20 protein-coding genes and 1 tRNA gene are annotated in these 20,336 nt (G+C 57.1%); 3 read left to right on the forward strand and 18 right to left on the reverse strand.

Annotation, left to right across the window (positions count from 1 at the left end; translation table 11 throughout):
• Nucleotides 1-88: 88 nt before the first annotated feature.
• Together OGM81_13005 and OGM81_13010 are read right to left on the reverse strand one after the other, a co-directional pair.
• Entirely contained in the window at nucleotides 89-304 is a 216-nt protein-coding gene (locus OGM81_13005; protein ID UYJ43232.1) for a helix-turn-helix domain-containing protein, read from the reverse strand.
• On the reverse strand, nucleotides 291-497 hold the full coding sequence (locus OGM81_13010; protein ID UYJ43233.1) for a hypothetical protein: 207 nt from the start codon (nucleotides 495-497) through the stop codon (nucleotides 291-293). The genes OGM81_13005 and OGM81_13010 overlap by 14 nt, the downstream gene beginning before the upstream one ends.
• A 151-nt stretch (nucleotides 498-648) precedes the next feature.
• On the opposite strand from OGM81_13010, the gene OGM81_13015 reads away from it, so the two are divergent.
• Nucleotides 649-1,458 carry a DUF6076 domain-containing protein gene (locus OGM81_13015; protein UYJ43234.1) on the forward strand — a complete coding sequence of 270 codons (810 nt, stop codon included), beginning with the start codon at nucleotides 649-651 and terminating at the stop codon, nucleotides 1,456-1,458.
• Between the two features lie 4 nt (nucleotides 1,459-1,462).
• Nucleotides 1,463-2,890 (forward strand): tyrosine-type recombinase/integrase, encoded by a 1,428-nt coding sequence (locus OGM81_13020; protein UYJ43235.1) that lies wholly within the window; start codon nucleotides 1,463-1,465, stop codon nucleotides 2,888-2,890.
• 121 nt (nucleotides 2,891-3,011) lie between these two features.
• Here OGM81_13020 and OGM81_13025 read toward each other — a convergent pair.
• The 4 genes from OGM81_13025 to gmd form a co-directional block, all read right to left on the reverse strand.
• Nucleotides 3,012-3,087: transfer RNA gene (locus tag OGM81_13025), tRNA-Thr, on the reverse strand.
• A gap of 89 nt (nucleotides 3,088-3,176) precedes the next feature.
• Nucleotides 3,177-4,493: a sugar phosphate nucleotidyltransferase gene (locus OGM81_13030; protein ID UYJ43236.1), complete on the reverse strand. Its 1,317-nt coding sequence runs from the start codon at nucleotides 4,491-4,493 to the stop codon at nucleotides 3,177-3,179.
• A 12-nt stretch (nucleotides 4,494-4,505) separates the two neighbouring features.
• Nucleotides 4,506-5,450, reverse strand: a complete 945-nt coding sequence (locus OGM81_13035; protein ID UYJ43237.1) for a GDP-L-fucose synthase — start codon at nucleotides 5,448-5,450, stop codon at nucleotides 4,506-4,508.
• A gap of 191 nt (nucleotides 5,451-5,641) precedes the next feature.
• Entirely contained in the window at nucleotides 5,642-6,730 is a 1,089-nt protein-coding gene (gene gmd, locus OGM81_13040; GenBank protein ID UYJ43238.1) for a GDP-mannose 4,6-dehydratase, read from the reverse strand.
• Nucleotides 6,731-6,917: 187 nt separating this feature from the next.
• Here gmd and OGM81_13045 point away from each other — a divergent pair, with 187 nt between their 5' ends.
• A complete protein-coding gene (locus OGM81_13045) occupies nucleotides 6,918-7,778 on the forward strand; it encodes an AraC family transcriptional regulator (GenBank protein ID UYJ43239.1) in 861 nt (286 codons plus the stop codon).
• 99 nt (nucleotides 7,779-7,877) lie between these two features.
• Here the strand turns inward: OGM81_13045 and OGM81_13050 are convergent, their stop codons facing one another.
• The 12 genes from OGM81_13050 to OGM81_13105 form a co-directional block, all read right to left on the reverse strand.
• The gene (locus tag OGM81_13050) at nucleotides 7,878-8,672 is read right to left on the reverse strand and encodes an ATP-binding cassette domain-containing protein (GenBank protein UYJ43240.1); all 795 of its coding nucleotides are present in this window, start codon (nucleotides 8,670-8,672) and stop codon (nucleotides 7,878-7,880) included.
• On the reverse strand, nucleotides 8,665-9,612 hold the full coding sequence (locus OGM81_13055; GenBank protein UYJ43241.1) for an ABC transporter permease: 948 nt from the start codon (nucleotides 9,610-9,612) through the stop codon (nucleotides 8,665-8,667). The genes OGM81_13050 and OGM81_13055 overlap by 8 nt, the downstream gene beginning before the upstream one ends.
• A 119-nt stretch (nucleotides 9,613-9,731) precedes the next feature.
• A complete protein-coding gene (locus tag OGM81_13060; GenBank protein UYJ43242.1) occupies nucleotides 9,732-10,769 on the reverse strand; it encodes an ABC transporter substrate-binding protein in 1,038 nt (345 codons plus the stop codon).
• A gap of 245 nt (nucleotides 10,770-11,014) precedes the next feature.
• Nucleotides 11,015-11,488, reverse strand: coding sequence for a PTS sugar transporter subunit IIA (locus tag OGM81_13065; GenBank protein ID UYJ43243.1), 474 nt, complete (start codon nucleotides 11,486-11,488; stop codon nucleotides 11,015-11,017).
• Between the two features lie 27 nt (nucleotides 11,489-11,515).
• Nucleotides 11,516-12,346 (reverse strand): HAD family hydrolase, encoded by an 831-nt coding sequence (locus OGM81_13070; protein ID UYJ43244.1) that lies wholly within the window; start codon nucleotides 12,344-12,346, stop codon nucleotides 11,516-11,518.
• Nucleotides 12,343-13,275 (reverse strand): RluA family pseudouridine synthase, encoded by a 933-nt coding sequence (locus tag OGM81_13075; protein UYJ43245.1) that lies wholly within the window; start codon nucleotides 13,273-13,275, stop codon nucleotides 12,343-12,345. Before OGM81_13075 ends, OGM81_13070 begins: the two co-directional genes overlap by 4 nt.
• On the reverse strand, nucleotides 13,262-13,783 hold the full coding sequence (gene lspA, locus OGM81_13080; protein ID UYJ43246.1) for a signal peptidase II: 522 nt from the start codon (nucleotides 13,781-13,783) through the stop codon (nucleotides 13,262-13,264). Before lspA ends, OGM81_13075 begins: the two co-directional genes overlap by 14 nt.
• A 65-nt stretch (nucleotides 13,784-13,848) precedes the next feature.
• Entirely contained in the window at nucleotides 13,849-16,623 is a 2,775-nt protein-coding gene (gene ileS, locus OGM81_13085) for an isoleucine--tRNA ligase (GenBank protein UYJ43247.1), read from the reverse strand.
• Between the two features lie 55 nt (nucleotides 16,624-16,678).
• On the reverse strand, nucleotides 16,679-17,614 hold the full coding sequence (locus OGM81_13090) for a DivIVA domain-containing protein (protein UYJ43248.1): 936 nt from the start codon (nucleotides 17,612-17,614) through the stop codon (nucleotides 16,679-16,681).
• Nucleotides 17,615-17,700: 86 nt separating this feature from the next.
• Nucleotides 17,701-18,510: a YlmH/Sll1252 family protein gene (locus OGM81_13095; protein UYJ43249.1), complete on the reverse strand. Its 810-nt coding sequence runs from the start codon at nucleotides 18,508-18,510 to the stop codon at nucleotides 17,701-17,703.
• Complete coding sequence (locus OGM81_13100) at nucleotides 18,494-18,943, reverse strand: cell division protein SepF (GenBank protein UYJ43250.1); 450 nt, start codon at nucleotides 18,941-18,943, stop codon at nucleotides 18,494-18,496. Before OGM81_13100 ends, OGM81_13095 begins: the two co-directional genes overlap by 17 nt.
• Nucleotides 18,944-19,077: 134 nt before the next feature.
• Complete coding sequence (locus OGM81_13105; GenBank protein UYJ43251.1) at nucleotides 19,078-20,310, reverse strand: hypothetical protein; 1,233 nt, start codon at nucleotides 20,308-20,310, stop codon at nucleotides 19,078-19,080.
• Nucleotides 20,311-20,336: the final 26 nt, after the last annotated feature.

The raw sequence follows: 20,336 nt of genomic DNA on the forward strand, positions 1-20,336 counted from the left end.
TCGAAGGTGGGAACTGCAATGCAGCGCTCAGCGCTATTTTCCCACCTTGCCGTCTCGGTGTGCCAGCACCGGGGCGGCTTTTTTCTGTTCATATCCCTACCCGGCGGATACCGGGTTGTGTCGGCTCTGCGTCGCCCTGCATCCATGCAGCGAGGCTCGATAAATTCACAAGCACCTTGCGTCCGCACCGGACGCTGCGCACCGTGCCCGCCTTGCAAAGCTGACGAATACGGTAGGCAGGAACGCCAGATTCAGCGGCAGCTTGCGAGATGGTTGCCATACGGGGAAATTCAATTTTTGACATGGTTCTGCCCCTCTCTTTGAGCTTTCATGGCTGCAATAACCTCGTACAAATGGCGTTTTTCGCTTGGCGGAAGTTCTGTACGCAACTTGCGGCTTAGGTTTCCATCATTGATTCCAAGTGCAGCCGCAAGCTCCCACAGCTTGAACCCGTTCGTTGCGACCGCCTCCCGAATTTCGGCGTTAGCCCGATTCATAAAATCACCTCCCAATAAAGACATAACATGCGGTGCACCGTTTGTTATGCTCTTATTTTACACCAAAAAATTGTTGTTGCTTTTGCAAAAAAGTTGTTGTATAATATTATTGAAAGGAAACATTTTTTAAGAAAGTGAGGTTTTAGAAAGGGTGAATATTCGCATCACAGAACAAATTACCACCATCAGGAATGACAATGCACAATGCCAGTGGACAATAAAGACCGAAAACTGCTTTGGTCTTATATACAATTCTTTAGAAAGACATTACCCCAATTTTAATGAGGATGCCATAGTTACAAACTGTATCAACTATATGCGTAACGCAATGACCGGCAAAGATATTCATCCTGCAACATCCTACAAATTGCTTGGACGTGTTGAAAGAGGGCATACATTGCTTTTCTTCCGTGAATACTTTGACGGTAAGGAATCTGTTGCGTTTTCATTGCAAGATGTCGACAAAATTCGCATAGCAAGCCGCATGAAGTCGAACTATCTGCCTGTTAGCATCAATGATACAACAAGTATGGAATTTGACGATTTGACAAACGTTACACAAGTAATGGTAGCGGTGCTTTATTACTATAGCTACTATGGGTTTAAGCTTGTGAAATGTCGCCATTGTGGGCGTTGGTTCGCCACAAAGAGTCTGAAGAACCAGTATTGCAAGCAGATTAGCCCGTGTTGTGGCGAGATTTTGAAGGGCGAAAATAAAAGTTGCGAACAAGCGGTGCGGCAAATTATACAGAACTGTACACGACTCAGAGGTGCCATCCGGACAAAAGCAAGCAATACAGTTTCTGCGCAGCTGCACAGCAGTAAATTTCTATCGGAGTTTGAAAAGGAAAACATTGGATTAGAATGTGCCGCAAGAGAAAGACCGACCGTTGAGAATCTAACTCTATATTACAATTTTTTAAAAAGAACAAACAAAGAGAAAAAGTGGTTAGGAGGTTAAGACTATGGCAAACATAACGAAACGGACAAATAAAGACGGCTCTGTCTCCTACCGCATCAAAGTATCCGCCGGGCAGGGCGCAGATGGTCGGTACGTCTACCGTTCGGCGACGTTTACACCGCCGCCAAAGATGACCGCACGGCAAGAGGCGAAAGCTGTGCAGGAGTTCGCGGACGACTTTGAACGACGTGTTCAAGACGGTCTGTTTACCGCAAACGATTTAACGGTGGACGGTCTTGCCGAACGCTGGATGAGCGACTACTGCGAAAGACAACTAAAGGCATACACGGTGGACGGGTACAGAAAACTGATGCCGCGTGTGTCTGCTGCGCTGGGGCATATCAAGCTGTCGAAACTGCGTCCCGGTCACATTCAGGAGTTTTACAGCCAGTTGGCACAGCCGGGTGTTCGGGAGGATTCCAAGTACAGGGCGCGGGCAGCGTTTGTGGAAGCCTTTCCCAAAGGTACACGGCAAGCGCTGCGGCAAGCCGCCGGGATTTCGGAGCGAACGCTGTCGGAGGCAATGGCAGGACGCAATGTTTCCAAGAGAACTGCCGAGAAAATAGCCAGTGCGGCGGGCTGGGCGTTTACCAGAGCCTTCATCTGCTCCGGCGGCGATACGCTCAGCGCAAACAGTCAGCGACATTATCATTTAATGCTTTCATCCATGTTCAGCACGGCGGTGCGGTGGCAGCTTATGGATGAAAACCCTTGCGATCGTGTCACGCCGCCCAAGCTGGATGAAATCGACGTGGAGTTTTTGGACGAACTGCAAATTGCCACCTTGCTGGAGGCGTTGGGGGATGCGCCTGTGCAGATGTCTGTAATTACGCAGATTGCCTTATTTACGGGCGCCCGGCGGGGCGAAATCTGCGGCTTGCGTTGGTCGGATATAGATTTAGATGCCGGCGTGTTGGCAATCAACCGAAACCTTGCGTATATCCCGCACAAGGGAATGATTTTCGACTATCCCAAAACGAAAAAAAGCCGTCGCTGCATAAGGCTGAGCGACGACTGCGTAGAATTATTGAAAGACTATAAGCAATGGCAAATGCGGGAGCGCATCAAGGTGGGTACTTATTGGCAACGGGAAATCACGGTGGAAGGAGGCAAGCGGGTAAAGAACGATCTGCTGTTTACTAAGCAGGACGGAAACCCGCTTGACCCGAACAAGGTTTCCTCCTGGTTCCCTGAATTTTTGCGGGAGCATAACCTGCCGCCGTGCCGCTTTCATAGTCTGCGCCATTCCAATGCGGCGTTGCTGATTGCGGCACACGTCCCGGCAACAACGGTTGCGGGACGCTTGGGTCATGCGCAGGTTTCTACGACCACAAACATCTATGCCGCTATGATTCGTTCGTCTGATGCGGCGGCAGCGGATGCGCTGGGCAACGTTTTTGAAAGGATTCGCCAGCGGCAAAATATAGGGTGAAAAAGCTGTTTTGAAAAAATTTATGCCCAAATTATGACCATTCGCGTCAAAATGAGTTTGAATACAGACAAAAAGAAATCCCCGACGCATCGAAAAATAACGATGTATCGGGGATTTTCGTTGGAGCTGGTAGCCAGACTTGAACTGGCGACCTGCTGATTACGAATCAGCTGCTCTACCAACTGAGCCATACCAGCACACAAGGGCAACAAGATTATTATACTGATTTTTCGGCATAAGTCAAGTGCCCCGCGGCAAAATTTACGGTTTTGGCCGAGTTTAACGGTTACACTTCCGGGAACGGGAACTTTTCTTTATCGTGGACACTGATGTCGCGGCCAAGCTGGACTTCCATCACTTTCAGTTCGGTGTCGGCCACGATGGTGTGGCGGCTGCCGGCGGGCATCTTCACCACATCCCCTGCCTGCACGGTGGTCTTTACGCCGTCGACGATGGCATAGCCGCGGCCGGAGATGACCGTCCACACCTCATCCCGGCGGGCATGGCTGTGGTAGTTCATACGGTGGCCGGGGTTCAGCGTGATCTTGATGGTCAGGCTTTCGTCCTCCACGTCCAGCACGCGGAAGCTGCCCCAGGACTTCTCGGCAAACATGATCTGCTGGTCGATCTTGTCCACAAAGGGCTTGATGTAGCTGGACTGCTCTTTGTCGGAGACGAGGATGCCCTCGGGACTGGCAGAGACCACCACATCTTTCAGGCCCATGCAGAGCACCGGCACGTCCAGCTCGTTCAGCACATGCACGTTCTCGCAGGCGTCGTTCAAGATGGCTTTGCCGATCTTCGGTTCTTCCATCGCCTCGGTCAGGGTGTTCCAGGTGCCCATGTCCTTCCACTGCCCCGCAAAACGCATGACCTGAATTTTGGACTCGTGCTCGACCACGGCGTAGTCGAAGCTGATCTTGTTCAGCGTTTCGTACTTATTAAAGAGGTCCTGATGGTCGGTGAAGTCGATGAGTTCATGGGCGCGGTCCAGCACGTAGCCCAGGCGGTAGGCAAAGACGCCGCCGTTCCACAGTGCTCCCTGGGCGATGTACTGCTCCGCCGTTTTGGCGTCGGGCTTTTCCTTAAAAGTGCGCACCGGGCTGACGGAGCCAGCACTTTCGGGGATGATGTAGCCGTACTTCTCGCTGGGATAGGTCGGCTCAATGCCCATCAGGGAGAGGTTGGCCCCGCCCTTTTCAGCCAGGTCAGACAGCTGCTTGAGAGCCTCGAAGTAGTCGTTATTGACATAGGGGTCCACCGGGCATACGACGACAGGCTCGTCCGGGCCGACGCCCTTTACATCATGCAGGTAGGCCGTGGCCAGGGCGATAGCCGGGAAGGTATCCCGGCGGCAGGGCTCAACGCAGACGCCCACCGAGTCACCCAGCTGGTTATGGATGGCCGACACCTGGGTCTTGCTGGTGGCGATGGTAACGCTGGCATCCTTGTCCACCTCGGTGATCTGGCGGTAGACGCGCTGGACCATCGACTCGTAGCCGTCGGCGGTCTTGAAAATTTTGATGAACTGCTTGGAGCGGATGTCATTGGACAGCGGCCACAGGCGTTTGCCGGAGCCGCCGGAAAGCAGGATAATATTCATGCAATCTCCTTTTCAACGCTCGGCGCGCATCGGGTTATGCAGGAAGTCCTCGTAGGAAAGGCGCAGGCCGTCTTCCAGCTCGGTCTTGTAGGTCCAGCCCAGCTTGGTAGCTTTGCTGACGTCCAGCAGCTTGCGGGGCGTGCCGTTGGGCTTGGAGGTATCCCACTTGATCTCGCCGGTGTAGCCGACGACCTTAGCCACCAGCTCGGTCAGTTCCTTGATGGTCAGCTCCTTGCCGGTGCCGGCGTTGACGGTCTCGTTGCCGGAGTAGTTATTCATCAGGAAGACGCACAGGTTGGCGAGGTCGTCCACATACAGGAACTCGCGCAGCGGGCTGCCATCGCCCCAGCAGGTGACACTCTCGACGCCGTTGACCTTGGCTTCGTGGAAGCGGCGGATGAGGGCGGGTACCACATGGCTGTGGGTGGGATGGTAGTTATCGTTGGGGCCGTAGAGGTTGGTGGGCATGACGCTGATATAGTCAGTGCCGTACTGGCGGTTCAGGAACTCGCAGTATTTCAGGCCGCTGATCTTGGCCAGGGCGTAGGCCTCGTTGGTCTTTTCCAACTCACTGGTCAGCAGGCAGCTTTCCTGCATGGGCTGGGGCGCCATGCGGGGGTAGATGCAGGAAGAGCCCAGGAATTCCAGCTTTTTGCAGCCGTTCTGCCAGGCGGAGTGGATAGCGTTCATCTCCAGCGTCATGTTGTAGTACATGAAGTCGGCCAGGGCCTCCTGGTTGGCGACGATGCCGCCCACCTTGGCCGCTGCCAAAAAGACATACTCCGGCTTTTCGGCGGCGAAGAAATCCTCCACATCCTGCTGGCGGCAGAGGTCCAGTTCCTTGTGGGTACGGGTGATGATATTGGTATAGCCCTGGCGCTGCAGTTCCCGCACGATGGCGCTGCCCACCATGCCTCGATGCCCGGCTACATAGATCTTTGCGTTTTTCTCCATCATAATTGCATATTCCTCCCGCTTCAGCGCGGCAAAATTTGGAGTGTTACTATACTCCTAATGTAAAATTACTATCCTATTCATTATATTCATTACATTCATCCTATTCATCTTATTCATTAGGCGGCGAAAGGCGGCGAATGTAATGAATAGGATGAATAGAATGAATAGGATAGTGATAATAGTAATTATACTTATTTGATGACACCTTTTTCAAGGTATTCAGCCAGATTGGTCTGGATATGTTCCTCGGCGCGCTCGACGGCGACCTTCTTCATATCGTGGTCGACCATGATCTTGACCAGCTCGGCAAAGGTGGTCTTGGTGGGGTTCCAGCCCAGCTCGCGCTTGGCCTTGCTGGGGTCGCCCCAGAGATTGACAACGTCGGTGGGGCGGTAGAAGTCGGGGCTGACCTCGATGACGACCTTGCCGGTAGCCTTGTCGATGCCCTTCTCATTCATGCCCTCGCCGACAAATTCCAGCTCGATGCCCACATTGTGGAAGGCCAGCTGGCAGAACTCACGCACCGAGTGCTGCTCACCGGTGGCGATGACGAAATCCTCCGGCTTTTTGTTCTGCAAGATCAGCCACATGCACTCGACATAATCCTTGGCGTAGCCCCAATCGCGCAGGCTGGACAGGTTGCCCAAGTAGAGCTTATCCTGTTTGCCCTGGGCGATGCGAGCGGCAGCCAGGGTGATCTTGCGGGTGACAAAGGTCTCGCCGCGGCGCTCGGACTCGTGGTTGAAGAGGATACCGGAGCAGCAGAACATGTTGTAGGCCTCGCGGTACTCCTTCACGATCCAGAAGCCGTACTGCTTGGCGACGGCGTAGGGGCTGTAGGGGTGGAACGGGGTGTTCTCGTTCTGTGGCACTTCCTCGACCTTGCCGTACAGCTCCGAGGTGGATGCCTGGTAGATGCGGCAGGTGTCGGTCAGGCCGCACAGACGCACGGCCTCCAGCACGCGCAGCACGCCGGTAGCGTCGACATCGGCGGTGAACTCCGGCACATCGAAACTGACCTGGACGTGGCTCTGGGCGGCGAGGTTGTAAATTTCATCGGGGCGGACCTTGCCGACGACCGAGAGGATGCTCATCGAATCGCTGAGGTCGCCGTAATGCAGGTGGAAGTTGGGGTGGCCTTCCAGATGGGCGATGCGCTCTCGGTAATCGACAGAAGAACGGCGGATGATGCCGTGGACATCGTAGCCTTTTTCCAGCAGGAACTCCGCCAGATAGCTGCCGTCCTGGCCGGTGATACCGGTGATGAGTGCTTTTTTCATAACTGTATATCCTTTCTACCGCACTTTTTATACGGCATATAAATGCTTTTGATTGGGTCTTGTTTGTTATTGTAGCGGATTTTTTCCTGTTACTGTAGGGGTAATCTTGCAAAGCAGTAGCATTATATTGACTTTTTGTATGCCGCTGTGGTATGATGCCTGCAAGGAACTTTGGCAGGAGGGCATCATGAAAACACCATTTTTTGACGGCAAGCTGGTACATTCCCGGCGCGTGATCTACACGCCCTCCCCTTTTGCGCGGTCGAACCTCATCCATCTGCAGGAGGTGGGCAGTTTGCAGGCGCGGCAGCCCCACACCAGCACCCGCAAGGGGCTGGCGTCCTACCTGTTTTTCTGGGTGGAGAGCGGCTCCGGTGAGTTGGAGTACGAGGGTGCCTGGCACGAGCTGCATGCCGGGGACTGCGTGTTTCTGGATTGCCAGCGCCCCTACCAGCACCACACCGGGGACGATCTGTGGCAGCTGCACTGGGTGCATTTTTATGGGCCGAACATGGCGGCCATTTACAAAAAGTATCAGGAGCGGGGCGGCCTGCCCTGCTTCCGCGCTGCTGACCCCGGCGGATACGCGGCGCTGCTGGACGAATTGTACGCGCTGGCGGAATCCGACACTTACGTGCGGGACATGCAGATTTATGAAAAGCTGATTGCCCTGCTGACCCTGCTGATGGAAGAAAGCTGGCACCCGGACACCGCCCGCGCGCCGGGCAGCAAAAAGCAGAACTTGCAGGAGATCAAGGATTATCTGGACACCCACTACACCGAGAAGATCACGCTGGACGCGCTGGCTGAGCGGTTCTACATCAACAAGTTCTACCTGACCCGCGTGTTTAAGGAGCAGTTCGGTCAATCGGTCACCAACTATCTTGTGCAGCTGCGTATTACCCAATCCAAGCGGCTGCTGCGCTTTACCGACCGCAGCATCGAGGCTGTGGCCCAGGAGTGCGGACTGAACGATGCCAACTATTTTTCCCGCCTGTTTAAAAAGGTGGAGGGCACCACCCCCGGCGAGTACCGGCGGCAGTGGTGAGTTCGAGTTTTACCCAGCACAGACAAACGAAAACGCGGCGGCCTTCCCCTTTTGCCGGGAAAGCCGCCGCGCTGGTTTTTGTATGGTGTTTATTGCCGATCAGGAGAGCAGCATGCGGTCGTTGGCAAAGCCGCCGTCGCTGACCTGCTCAAAGCGCTGGAGCAGGTCGCTGACCTGCAGGTTGGCCTTTTCCTCACCGCGCACATCGTAGATGACATGGCCCTCGTACATCATGATCAGGCGGTTGCCGTACTTGATGGCATCCTTCATGTTGTGGGTGATCATCAGGGTGGTCAGGTGGTTCTCCTGCACGATCTTCTCCGAGAGGGCCAGCACCTTAGCGGCCGTCTTGGGGTCCAGGGCGGCGGTGTGCTCGTCCAGCAAAAGCAGCTTGGGCTTTTTCAGGGTGGCCATCAACAGGGTGACCGCCTGGCGCTGGCCGCCGGAAAGCAGGCCGACCTTGCTGGTCATGCGGTCCTCCAGGCCCAGGTCCAGCGTTTTAAGCAGCTCGTGGTATTCCTCGCGCTCTTTTTTGGTGATGCCCACTTTCAGCGAGCGGGTCACGCCGCGGCGGGCCGCCAGGGCGAGGTTTTCCTCAATGCCCATGGTGGCGGCGGTGCCCATCATCGGGTCCTGAAAGACACGGCCGATGTACTTGGCGCGCTGATGCTCCGACAGGCGGGTGACGTCCTGCCCGTCGATGAGGATCTTGCCCATATCGATAGGCCAGACACCGGCTACCGCGTTGAGCATGGTGGATTTGCCCGCGCCGTTGCCGCCAATGACGGTAACGAAATCGCCGTCTTCCAGCGTCAGGTTCAGGTCTTGCAGGGCCACTTTCTCGTTGACTGTGCCGGCGTTAAAGGTCTTGTAGACGTTTTTGATCTCAAGCATGGTTCTTCTCCCCCTTTTTCACCGAGGTCTTGGTGAAGTATTTGCCCTTCCAGTACGGGATGGTCAGGAACAGCGCCACTACCAAAGCAGTGAGCAGCTTCAGGTCGTCGGTAGACAGGCCCAGGCGCAGGACAAAGACCATGACGATGTAGTAGATGATAGCGCCGATAACGGCGGACAGCAGCTTGAGGGCAAAGTTGCGGAAGATACGGCTGAAGATGACCTCGCCGATGATGACCGCCGCCAGACCAATGACGATAGCACCACGGCCCATGTTGATGTCGGAGAAGCCCTGATACTGGGCCAGCAGACCGCCGGCCAGCGCGACCAGGCCGTTGGAGATCATCAGGCCCAGCACCTTGGTGACGTTGGTGTTGATGCCCTGGGCACGGGCCATGTTCTGGTTAGCGCCGGTGGCACGCAGAGAACAGCCCAGCTCAGTGCCAAAGAACCAGTACAGCACAGCGATCAGCACCGCGCAGAAGATGGTCAGGATCAGGATTGGGTTATTGAGGGCCACATTGCGGACATAACGGGCCGAGACCAGCAGGCCGTACTTATCCACGCTGATGGGCAGGTTGGCTTTGCCGCCGCCCGTGCCGAAGCCCATGATGCGGAGGTTGACTGAATACAGCGCCAGCTGGGTCAAAATACCGGCCAAAATAGCCGGGATGCCGCAGGCCGTGTGGAACAGGCCCGTAACAAGGCCCGCCAGCATACCTGCTGCCGTAGCCGCCAGCAGGGCCAGCCCCACCGGCACCCCGTTAAGCACCATAACAACGCAGACCGCACCGCCGGTACCGAGAGAGCCGTCGACCGTCAAATCGGCCACATCCAGGATGCGGTAGGTTAGGTAGACGCCGATGGCCATAATGCCCCAGATAAGGCCCTGGGCCACAGCACTGGGCATTGAGTTGATCAGGGAAGCAAAGAATCCCATGAATAAAACCTCCGAACTTTTTTGGAATCATGCTGGGGAAACGATGCATCAAAACAGCGGGGAAAGAGCCGTTTCAACCCTCTCCTCGCTGTTTATTCGTGCGTGTGATTCAGGATTTTTTAGTCGGCAATAGCCTCATAGCCGTCCGGCGGGGTGATGCCCAGTGCTTCGCAGTTGGCTGCGTTGTACTTTTTGGTAACGTTGGGGGCAAACGCAACAGGCATGGTGGAGACATCGGCGCCATCGGCCAGGATCTCGGCAGCCATCTCACCAGTCTTGTAGCCCAGATCGTAGTAGCTGATGGACAGGGCGGCAACACCGCAGCCCTTGCAGATGCCTTCCTCACCGGCAACCACAGGAACCTTCTCCGGGATAACCACATTGGCGATGGCCTCGGTGTTGGAAGCAGCGGTGTTATCGGTGGGGATGTAGATTACGTCAGAGGCAGCAGCAGCGGCCTGGGTGACGGAGGTGACATCGTTGGTATCGGTGAAAGCGTAGCGGGTGGTCTCCAGGCCCATCTCCGTGAGATAGCCTTCAATGACATCGCACTGGTAGACGGAGTTGGGCTCAGCGCTGCAGTACAGCAGGCCAACAGTCTTAGCGTTCGGGAACATCTCCTGAATCATGGCTGCCTGCTGGTCCAGCGGGGCCAGGTCAGAGGTGCCGGAGATGTTGTTGCCCACAGTGCCGGTCCAGTCAGAGATGTCCAGCGCAGTGGCGTAGTCGGTAACAGAGGTGCCGAGGACGGGGATGTCGGCGGTAGCCTGGGCAGCAGCCTGCAGCGGGGCGGTGGCGTTGGCCAGGATCAGATCGACGCCAGTGGAGACAAAGCCGCTGACGATGGTGGTGCAGTTGGCGGAATCGCCGGAGGCGTTCTGCTCGTCAAACTTGACGTTGCCCTCGCCCAGCTTCTCGGTCAAAGCGTCCTTGAAGCCCTGGGTGGCGGCGTCCAGCGCCTCGTGCTGGACCAATTGGCAGATGCCGACGGTATAGACCTTGCCGTCGGTGCTTTCGGCGGCGGAAGTTTCTTCGCTCTCCGCGGTGGAAGCTGCGGGGGTGGAATCAGCAGCAGCGGTGCTGGATGCAGTGCTGCCGCAAGCTGCCAGACCCATGGTCATGGCAGCTGCCATAGCGAGTGAAAGTGCCTTTTTCATCTTTGTTCCCTCCAAATAACGGCAACATGCTTACGCGCCGCACAGCGTGCCCTCAAAAGCAGTTGCTTTAGTGCTTTAAAGTATAGCACAGTTTAACGCTTTAAAGCAAGGTCTATCTTGCCAAATTTGGCACTTTGCAGCAGCAAATTCTCAGCATTTTTACCAAAAAACAGCAAAACAGCCCATTGCCCCCCTTTTTCGGGTTCCGCAGCGGACTGTTTATATAGTTTTGAAGTTTAGGTGGGTCAATCAGCAAAGCAGGCATTCTCTGTCTTGGCGATCAGCTCCACAAAGCGTTCCGGGCTGCTGGCGTGGCGCAAAGCGTCCACCAGCGAGTTGCGGCTGAGCAGGTTGACCAGCCGTGCTAAAATTTGCAGGTGCAGGCTTTCATTTCCCGGGGGCACGGCGATCATGAACAAAAGGTCCACCGCCCGGACGTCCGGGGCACCCCAATCCACGCCGTGGCGCAGCGTCAGGGCCGAAATGCTGGGGGCCGATACCCCGGCGTTGCAGGCGTGGGGCAGCGCGATGCCGTCCCCGATGGCCGTGGTGCCGCCGAAGTTTTCCCGCTGGCAGACAGCGTTATAGTAGGCCGTGCCATTGGTGATGGCGCCGGTCTCCTCCTGCAATTCTACCAGGATGCCCAGCACGTCGGCGGCCTCTTTGATGTTGGCGTACAGGCGCACGCCTGCGGGGTTCATCAGTTCGCTTACTTTCATCGTACAGCCCCCTTTGCCCAGATGGCGTCAGGATTTTGTTGCCCGGTCGATCAGTGCGTACAGGTACTCACCTACCGCGCCCTCGGCGCAGGTGCAGGTGGTCACCTCGTCGGCAGTGGCCTTGACCTCGGCGGGTGCATTGGCAACGGCCACAGCATGGCCTGCGGTGCGCATCAGTTCAAGATCGTTATAGTAATCACCGATGACGATGGTGTTTTTGATGGATTTGTTCATCAATGCGCAAAGGTCCTGCAAGCCGGTGGCCTTGCTGACGCCGCCGGGCATGATCTCTAAGTAAATGTTGTTGGTGGCCAGGAAGTAGTTATCCCGGCCGTAGTACTTGGTTTTGGCGTACTGCCCCAGCTTGCGGATGGCCTCGGGGTCAGCGGCAAACACTACCTTGACCCAGCCGTCCGGCACACAGTCAATGGGGCAGGCAATGCTGCCCAGGTGTTCGTCCACCTGGTGGGCGTGGGTAGTCTCGTTGGCGTGGATGACGTACATCTCGCCGTTGCCGGCCATGACCTCCACACCCATGCGCGGGAACTTGTTCAGGATGTCCTTGATAGCCGTGGTGGCCTGCTCCCGGTTGAGGGTCGAGCGGTGCAGCACCGTCTCGGTGGAAAAATCATACAGCAGCGCGCCGTTGCAGGAAATGGCCGGCAGCGAAAGGCGTATGCCTTCCAACGCTGCGCGGATCGACTCCGGCGGGCGGCCGGTAGCCACGGTAAACAGGCCGCCCAGGCTGGTAAAGAGATTGATGACCGTGCGGTTGCAGGCCGGCAGCCCCTCTTTGGCGGTGAGCAGCGTGTTATCCATATCACAGATGACAAGGGTATCGCTTAGCGCTGATTTCATGCGCGATGTTCCTTTCTTAACCGTGTCAGAAACTCTGTAAAATAGGCAGGCAGCGGCGAGTCAAACTGCACCCACTGCTGCGTTGCAGGGTGAATAAAGCCCAATTCTTTAGCGTGCAGGCATTGGCCGTTCAGGCTTTTGATGCAGTTGCGCGGGCCGTAGACGGCGTCCCCTGCCAGCGGGTGACCGATGCTGGCCATGTGTACGCGGATCTGGTGGGTGCGGCCGGTCTTGAGCTGGCAGGCAATGTAGGTAAAGTTGCCGAAGCGTTCCAGCACGCGCCAGCCGGTGTAGGCGTAGCGGGCACCCGAGGTTTCCTGCGGAACGACCGCCATCTTTTTGCGGTCCCGCGGGTCGCGGCCGAGGTACGTTTCCACAAAGCCCTCATCCTCTTTCAGATTGCCGTAGACGATGGCATGGTAGATCCGGTGGATGCTATGCACACTGAACTGGGCGCTGAGCGCCTGGTGCGCAGCATCGTTTTTGGCCATGACCAACAGGCCGCTGGTGCCCTTATCGATACGGTGGACGATGCCGGGGCGGATGGCCCCGCCGATGCCGGAAAGCTGCCCGGCGCAGTGGTACAGCAGCGCGTTGACCAGCGTGCCGTCCGGGTTGCCGGGGGCAGGATGCACCACCATGCCCTTGGGCTTGTTGATGACGATCAAATCGTTATCCTCGTAGACGACATCCAGCGGGATGTTCTGGGGTTGGGCCTCGATGGGCTGAGGTTCCGGCAGGTCGATACAGTAGGCAGCGCCGGGGACAACTTTGTCTTTTTTGTTGACGCAGCTGCCGCCGCGGGTCACTCTGCCCTGCTCCATCAGGTTTTGCAGGGCGCTGCGGGAAAGCTCGGCGCACTGCCCTGCCAGCCAAGCGTCCAGGCGGCCGGAGGCATCAGGCCCAGCGATAAGTTCAATTTTTTCCATTAGCATCATCTGCGGGGGCGGCCGATTCTGTTTTTACGCTTTTCTCGGCTTTTTCTTTAAAGTAGGAGTCGAACAGCACCCACACCATCAGCAGACCGACGCCTACGCAGACGCAGATGTCAGCGAAGTTGAAGATGGCAAAGTTCATGAACAGGACGTTGATGTAGTCGACCACCACGCCGGTAGCGATGCGGTCGATCAGGTTGCCGATGCCGCCGCCCAGTACCAGAGTCCAGGCTACCCGCTCCAGCGGGGTCAGCTTGCGGGCAAACAACATCCACAATACGCCCAACAGCATCAGCGAGGTGGCGGCAATCAGTAGTTTTTGTTTGCCTGCCAGCATCGAAAACGCCATGCCATCATTGAGAAAGTAGCGCAGCTCCAGCACGCCGGGGATCAGCGTCATGGCCGTTTTGGGCAGCAGTACCGCCGTGGCCCAGCGCTTGATAAGCTGGTCAACGCCCACAAGCACAGCCGCCGCCAGCACAGAAAGAACACCAAAAATCATGGTTACTCCCTTATTCAAAAAAATCAGCGGTGCTTATGCAATTATAAGCACCGCTGAACGGTAGATTAAAGACCCAGCACCTTAGCGCAGCGCGGGCACAGGCCGTTTTCGCCAACGGCGGGCTCGTACTTCCAGCAGCGCAGGCACTTGTTGCCGGCTGCGTGGGCAGCGGCAGCGCCCAGACCCTCGACGATGCCCTTGACACCGCCCTCGCCCTCAGTCAGATCGACTTTGGAGACGATGAACAGGTCGGCCAGCTCATCCATGGGGATGGTGTTCAGGAAGTCATAGACCTCCTTGTTGCAGTACAGCGTCAGGCAGGCTTCCAGAGAAGATCCGATGGTCTTATCGGCACGGGCCTGCTCCAGCACCTTCTTGACATCATCACGGATGGCCATGATGCGGTCCCACTTGGCAGTGAAGGCTTCGTCAGCAGCGGCCTTGGCTTCGGGCATCTGCTCAAAGACGACATAGTCCTTCATGCCGGGCATCTTGGGCACATAGCTCCAGATTTCCTGGCTGGTGAAGCTCAGGATGGGGGCCAGCAGCTTAGTAAAGTCGACCAGGATGCGGTACAGCGCGGTCTGTGCACAGCGGCGGGCATGGTCGTCAGCGCAGTACAGGCGGTCCTTGATAACGTCCATATAGAAGTTGGACATATCGATGACGCAGAAGTTGTACAACGCATGGTAAGCGCGGCTGAAGTCGTAGTGGTCGTAGGCATCGCGCATGGTGGCGGTCAGCTGGTTGCATGCTTCCAGCGCCCAGCGGTCGATCTCGAACAGCTGATCGTCAGCGACCATATCCTTGTTGGGATCAAAATCGTTGATGTTGCCCAGCATGAAGCGGGCGGTGTTGCGCATCTTGCGGTAAGCCTCGGACAGCTGGCGGAATATCTCCTTACCGGCGCGGACGTCGACGGTATAATCGCTGGAAGCGACCCACAGACGGACGATGTCGGCACCGTAGTCACGAATGATTTCGCTGGGTTCCACGCCGTTGCCAGCGGACTTGTGCATCTGCTTGCCTTTTTCGTCGACGACCCAGCCATGGCACAGCACCTCGCGGTACGGAGCCTGGCCCTGGGTGGCAACGCTGGTCAGCAGGCTGGACTGGAACCAACCACGGAACTGATCGGCACCTTCCATGTACATATCAACAGGATAGGTCAGCTCCGGGCGCTCGCGGCAGACAGCGCTCCAGGTAGAGCCGGAGTCGAACCAAACGTCCATGATGTCGGGATCTTTCTCCCAATCGGAAGCGCCGCACTCGCAGACTTCGCCCTTGGGCATGATCTCGTTGGCATCGTACTTATACCAGGCGTCGCTGCCCTCCTTGCGGAACAGGTCGGAGACAGCCTTGATGGAAGCATCGGTGATGTGGTACTTGCCACACTTCTTGCAGTAGAAGACCGGGATGGGCACGCCCCAGACGCGCTGACGGCTGATGCACCAGTCGCTGCGGTCACGGACCATGCCAGCCATGCGGTCATGGCCCCAGGCCGGTTGCCAGTGTACACTGTCAATAGCCTTGTAGACATCCTCTTTGAAAGCATCGATGGAGCAGAACCACTGCTCGGTCGCGCGGAAGATGATGGGATGGTGGCAGCGCCAGCAGTGCGGGTACTGGTGGGTGATGTGCTGCACACCCATCAGGTGGCCACTCTCCTTGATATGCTCCAGAATGACCTTGTTGGCATCCCAGACCTTGAGGCCGGCAAATTTCTCGCCAGCTTCGGCGGTCAGGCGGCCGGCGTCATCCACGGGAACAACGACGGGAACCTGCGGGTAGTGGTTAACGCAGACTTCAAAGTCCTCAACACCATGGCCGGGGGCGGTGTGGACGCAGCCGGTGCCGCCTTCGAGGGTGACATGGTCGCCCAGGATGACCAGGCCCTTGCGGTCCAGGAAGGGATGCTGATACTGCATCAGCTCCAGTTCGCTGCCCAGAACGGTGTCGGGCAGGACTTCGTACTCGTCGATGTGGCAGCCCTTCATCGTGGACTCGACCAGCTCGCGGGCCATGATGTGGTAAGCATCGCCGATCTTGACGAAGGCATACTCCAGGTTGGGGTTCAGGCAGGTGGCCACGTTGGCGGGCAGGGTCCAGGTGGTGGTGGTCCAGATGACGATCCAGGCCTTATCCAGCGGGATGTTGTGCTTGGCCAGCACGCCGTTGGGGTCGTCGGTCAGCTTAAAGCGGACGTAGATAGAGTCGCACTCGTCCTCGGCGTACTCGATCTCAGCCTCAGCCAGGGCGGTACGGTCCTCGGGGCACCAGTAAACGGCCTTCATGCCCTTGTAGATGTAGCCTTTCTTGGCCATCTCGCCGAAGATCTCGACCTGGCGGGCCTCAAACTCGGGGCGCAGGGTCAGGTAGGGGTTGGCGAAATCGCCCTGGACGCCCAGGCGCTTGAACTGGGAGTTCATGACATCGATATGCTCGGTGGCGAACTCTTTGCAGATCTTGCGCAGTTCTAGCTTGGAAACGCCGGACTTCTTATCGCCCAGAGACTTCAGGGCTTTCAGCTCGATGGGCAGGCCATGGGTATCGTAGCCCGGCACATAGGGGGCCTGGAAACCAGCCATGTTCTTGTAGCGCAGAATGATGTCCTTGATGATCTTGTTCAGCGCGGTGCCCATGTGGATGTTGCCATTGGCATACGGAGGGCCATCGTGCAGGACCCAGCGGGGTTTGCCCTCGTTGTTTTTGATCATCTGCTCGTAGACGTGGTTCTGCTCCCAGTCTTCCAGCATTTTCGGCTCTTTTTTCGGCAGACCAGCACGCATTTCAAACGGGGTCTGCATCTTGTGGATGGTGTCGTTGTAATTCTGCGCCAAGATTTCCTACTCTCCTCTATAGAAATAGTTTTTGACCTTATTGGTTTATCGGACATCAACTGTCAAAGTCAACGCCCTCAAAGTTATCGAACGCCGGAGAATTCAGCTCCTCCTGCGGTTCGGCACTTACTTTTTTACGGGTGCTGCGCTTGGCCGGGGCTTTGCGGGTGCTGCGTTTGGCAGGCGCCGGGGCAGCTTCCGGCGCATCGCTGTACAGCCCTGCACCGGGCTGGAAGCGGCTGCCGTCGATCGGCATCGGCTCTGCGGCGGGGGCGGTTTCTTCCGGTTCCTCCGGGTGCGGGGCGATAGCGAACTCAACGGTGTCTATCTTTTCCGGGGCGGGCTCGGCCACAGGGGTCGGCTCCGGCGCCGGGGCAGTTTCAGCGGGGTTATAGTAGCTGGTGGCCTGGGGTTCCGGCTCCTGCACAGGCGCGGGGGCCGGGACAGGCTCGGTATAAGGCACAGCCTCGGGGGCGGGCTCAGCATAAGGCTGGTCAGCAGCGGGCTGCGGGGCAGGCTGCTGGGCTTCCTCCTGCGCAGGCGGGTTATATTCCGGCATCTTGCTGATGAGGTTGATGTGCTTGCGGTACATCTCCATCAGCGAACGCTTGAAGCTGTCGGCTTCGCTTTTCAGCGTCACGATCTCCTGCTTGGCCAGTTCCACATCGTCGCGGGCGCGCTGCTCGCGGTCGTCGGCCTTCATATTGGCAGCACGGATGATTTCCGCAGCCTTCTGCTTGGCTTCACGGATCACGTTCTCACCCAAGCGCTGGGCGTTGATCATCGTGGTGCGCAGAGTGTCTTCCTCGGCACGGTACTGGTCGATACGCTGGGCCAGGACGACGAGGTTTTTCTGCATCTCGTCATTTTTAGCCGCCAAGGCATCCATGCTTTCCGCTACCTGCTTGAGGTAGTCATCCACATCATCGCAGCGATAGCCGCGCATCGCTTTGTCAAATGTTACGCGGCGGACATCCTCAGAAGAGATCATGGCTTTCCTCCTGTTTGCGGGCAAAGCCCGTTATTGCCGGATTTCAGGGTCCTGCATTTTATACGAAGAGTCCGGGACTCTTTGTCTCAATACTGGTAAAAGGATATGAACTGGCGATCTTTTTTGCTTTTGCCGCCGATCTCCGCCAAGCGGAAGCGTCCCACGCCCCGCACGGTGATAATGTCGGCCTCATACATAGCCTCGTGGGCGGCGCGCAGCGGCAGATGGTTGACCTCTACCCTGCCTGCGGCGATATATTCCGCTGCTTTGGTGCGGGAAGTGTGCATCATGGCGGCCAGCACCGCATCGGCACGCAGAGCCGAAACGGTGGCTTCGTGCAGTTCCCGTTCGGGGCCGGTCAGCAGGCGGGGCGGCAGTTCGGTGCAGGTTTCCACATGCACGGGGCTATGCCCGGCACTTGTAAAGTTTACGGTGATGAACTCCGCTTTATCCGCCAGCACCACCGCATAAAACACAGCGGCATCGTCGGGGTCCTGCAAAAGGTCACCGATGCAGGCGCGGTCCAAACCTAAGCCTAACAGTGAACCGAGGTAATCTCGGTGGGTTGGCAGTTTAGCGCCGCTGTCGTAGGTCTGCATGCGCAGGTAAGCGGTGGGTTCCTCCTGCCAGGCGTCCGGCGGCTCGATACAGAGCACCTGCCGCTCGGCTCCCTCAAACCCGCCCCAGAAGCGGAAGCTCTCGCAGCCCGCTTTGTGGCAGGCAGCTTCGGCCAACATCTGTTCCCGGTCAGAAAGAAAGCCGGTATACCGCGGAATCCCGCGGCTTTCGGCAACGCGGCAAAGTTCTTCTGCCCGCTTCATTAAGCGGCGTTCCTCGTCGTTCTGCGGCGGGATATAGCCCCGCGTTTTGGCGGCGGGATCAGAAGAAGACGCCATTATTTTCTAACTCGTCGATCAGATCACCCATAATGTCAACATTATAGGGGGTGATGATGAAGGTGCTGGTGGCCACGCGCTTGATCTGGCCGTTGTTGGCATACGCCACGCCGGACAGGAAATCGATCAGACGGCGGGAAACCTCTTTGCCGGTGGATTCCAGGTTCAACACGACGGTGCGCTTGGCGTTGAGCTGGTCCGCGATGGTGGAAGCATCCTCGAAACGCTCCGGCTTGACCAGCACGACCTGCAGCTGGGTGGTAGCGTTGATGTTTACCACCTTGTTGCTGTGCTGTTTGACCTCCGGCTGTTCGTAATCCTGCTGGGGGGCACCCTGCCCGCCGGCGAAGATTTCGTCCTCGGTATCATCGATGTAGGAATCGGCTTCCGTATCGATACCGAGCTTGCTTTTCAAATTGTCAAACATGGACATGGTCGTTTACTCCTTTGGTTACGCATATCGTTTTGGCAGTGGATATGCGCTATTACAGCGATATACACTAAATATTATCTTCTTTTTTATAGCAGTTGTCAATACGGGGCCGCAAGATTCTTGCTAAAACGCCGCTACAACAGCTTGCCATCCTGCAGATTGGTGCCCTGCACGATGATCTCATCGTACAGACGCACCTCATTATCGGTGCCCAGCTTGCCGTTATCGGGGATCAGGATGTAGTTCTCATCCTCGTACAAAGTTTCGATCTTCAAGAACCGCTGCAGGTTGCCATACTTGACATAGACGCCGCGCTGTCCGTCCACGATGTGGAGCGCCGCTTTGTCGATGCGGATGCCCTCGTAGGTCTTGAGGTCGATCTGCGCGGTCTCGACGCCAAAGCTCAAAATTTCGGCATTGACGGTCTGGCAGGAGACCACCAGCTTGGCAAGGCCGGCGTCCTCGTCCCGGGTCAATTCCTGCACGGCGGCAGACAGCGGGGTATTCTGCTTGCCGGGCACACTGATCTTCACACTGGAAATGCCGTCCAGCCGATCCGCCGTGGCCAGGTCGCAGACAGCGTAGAACTTCCAGCTGAAGCCTGTGGCGATCTGCCCGGCGCAGTTGGTGGTGTCTGCCGCCGGAAAGCCGTTTTGCAGCAGTTCGTTCAGCTCCGCCGGGGTGGCGGCATCCAGCTGGGCAGCATCAGTCACGATGGTGGGCGATGCTGATACACTGCTGAAATAGCCGTTGGTGGCGGCGGTGATGGTCTGCAAAGTGTCCAGCTGGGCCTTGATGCCGTCGTACTCAGTCTGCAAGACCTGGATGGTCTGAGTGAAGCCCTCGGTCTGGCCGGTATTGACCTGCATGCGGTTCTGGGCCAGCAGAAAGGCATCCTCGGCATCGGTGATGCCGCTGTACTGGGCGGTGTCCAGCTTATCCAGCAGGTTGTACAGCGCCTGCCGGGTCTGGCTGGTCAGCAGCGAAAGGTCGCTGCCGGAGGAATTCTGCGACTTGCTCAAGAGGTCGATCGTGCGGCCCAGGCGGTCAAGACGCTCTCGGAGAAGACCCTGGGAATCATCGGTGTAGCACTCGGCCAGGACGGTGCCGTTGGTCACACGCTCGCCGTCCGAGACGAGATAGCCCAGATCTCCGCTGCCATCCACCCGGACGGTGTCAAACGAGACAACGCCCTGCAGGCTGATGCTGTCGGCCATCGTGTAGGCGATGGCTGTCTCGGTCTTGTAGCCGCGGTGGAAGATGATGATGAACTGAATGGCCAGGTAGATGCCAAACACCGCAATGAGCAGCATAAACAGGATGCGAAATACTTTTTTCGCCATGGTGCGTTGAGTTTTATGCTCCATGCTGTGTGTCCATCTCCCCTCTTATT

It is taken from the genome of Oscillospiraceae bacterium (assembly GCA_025758045.1).
Lineage (GTDB): Bacteria > Bacillota > Clostridia > Oscillospirales > Ruminococcaceae > Gemmiger.

What these genes read in the sequence shown, in the direction of transcription:
- OGM81_13035 (UYJ43237.1), bottom strand. Translation starts at nt 5,450, where the DNA reads ATGATGGAGAAAAACGCAAAGATCTATGTAGCCGGGCATCGAGGCATG.
- OGM81_13070 (UYJ43244.1), bottom strand. Translation starts at nt 12,346, where the DNA reads ATGAAATCAGCGCTAAGCGATACCCTTGTCATCTGTGATATGGATAAC.
- OGM81_13075 (UYJ43245.1), bottom strand. Translation starts at nt 13,275, where the DNA reads ATGGAAAAAATTGAACTTATCGCTGGGCCTGATGCCTCCGGCCGCCTG.
- OGM81_13060 (UYJ43242.1), bottom strand. Translation starts at nt 10,769, where the DNA reads ATGAAAAAGGCACTTTCACTCGCTATGGCAGCTGCCATGACCATGGGT.
- OGM81_13030 (UYJ43236.1), bottom strand. Translation starts at nt 4,493, where the DNA reads ATGAATATTATCCTGCTTTCCGGCGGCTCCGGCAAACGCCTGTGGCCG.
- OGM81_13090 (UYJ43248.1), bottom strand. Translation starts at nt 17,614, where the DNA reads ATGATCTCTTCTGAGGATGTCCGCCGCGTAACATTTGACAAAGCGATG.
- OGM81_13095 (UYJ43249.1), bottom strand. Translation starts at nt 18,510, where the DNA reads ATGGCGTCTTCTTCTGATCCCGCCGCCAAAACGCGGGGCTATATCCCG.
- OGM81_13050 (UYJ43240.1), bottom strand. Translation starts at nt 8,672, where the DNA reads ATGCTTGAGATCAAAAACGTCTACAAGACCTTTAACGCCGGCACAGTC.
- OGM81_13055 (UYJ43241.1), bottom strand. Translation starts at nt 9,612, where the DNA reads ATGGGATTCTTTGCTTCCCTGATCAACTCAATGCCCAGTGCTGTGGCC.
- gmd (UYJ43238.1), bottom strand. Translation starts at nt 6,730, where the DNA reads ATGAAAAAAGCACTCATCACCGGTATCACCGGCCAGGACGGCAGCTAT.
- OGM81_13105 (UYJ43251.1), bottom strand. Translation starts at nt 20,310, where the DNA reads ATGGAGCATAAAACTCAACGCACCATGGCGAAAAAAGTATTTCGCATC.
- OGM81_13100 (UYJ43250.1), bottom strand. Translation starts at nt 18,943, where the DNA reads ATGTCCATGTTTGACAATTTGAAAAGCAAGCTCGGTATCGATACGGAA.
- OGM81_13010 (UYJ43233.1), bottom strand. Translation starts at nt 497, where the DNA reads ATGAATCGGGCTAACGCCGAAATTCGGGAGGCGGTCGCAACGAACGGG.
- lspA (UYJ43246.1), bottom strand. Translation starts at nt 13,783, where the DNA reads ATGATTTTTGGTGTTCTTTCTGTGCTGGCGGCGGCTGTGCTTGTGGGC.
- OGM81_13065 (UYJ43243.1), bottom strand. Translation starts at nt 11,488, where the DNA reads ATGAAAGTAAGCGAACTGATGAACCCCGCAGGCGTGCGCCTGTACGCC.
- OGM81_13045 (UYJ43239.1), top strand. Translation starts at nt 6,918, where the DNA reads ATGAAAACACCATTTTTTGACGGCAAGCTGGTACATTCCCGGCGCGTG.
- OGM81_13005 (UYJ43232.1), bottom strand. Translation starts at nt 304, where the DNA reads ATGTCAAAAATTGAATTTCCCCGTATGGCAACCATCTCGCAAGCTGCC.
- OGM81_13020 (UYJ43235.1), top strand. Translation starts at nt 1,463, where the DNA reads ATGGCAAACATAACGAAACGGACAAATAAAGACGGCTCTGTCTCCTAC.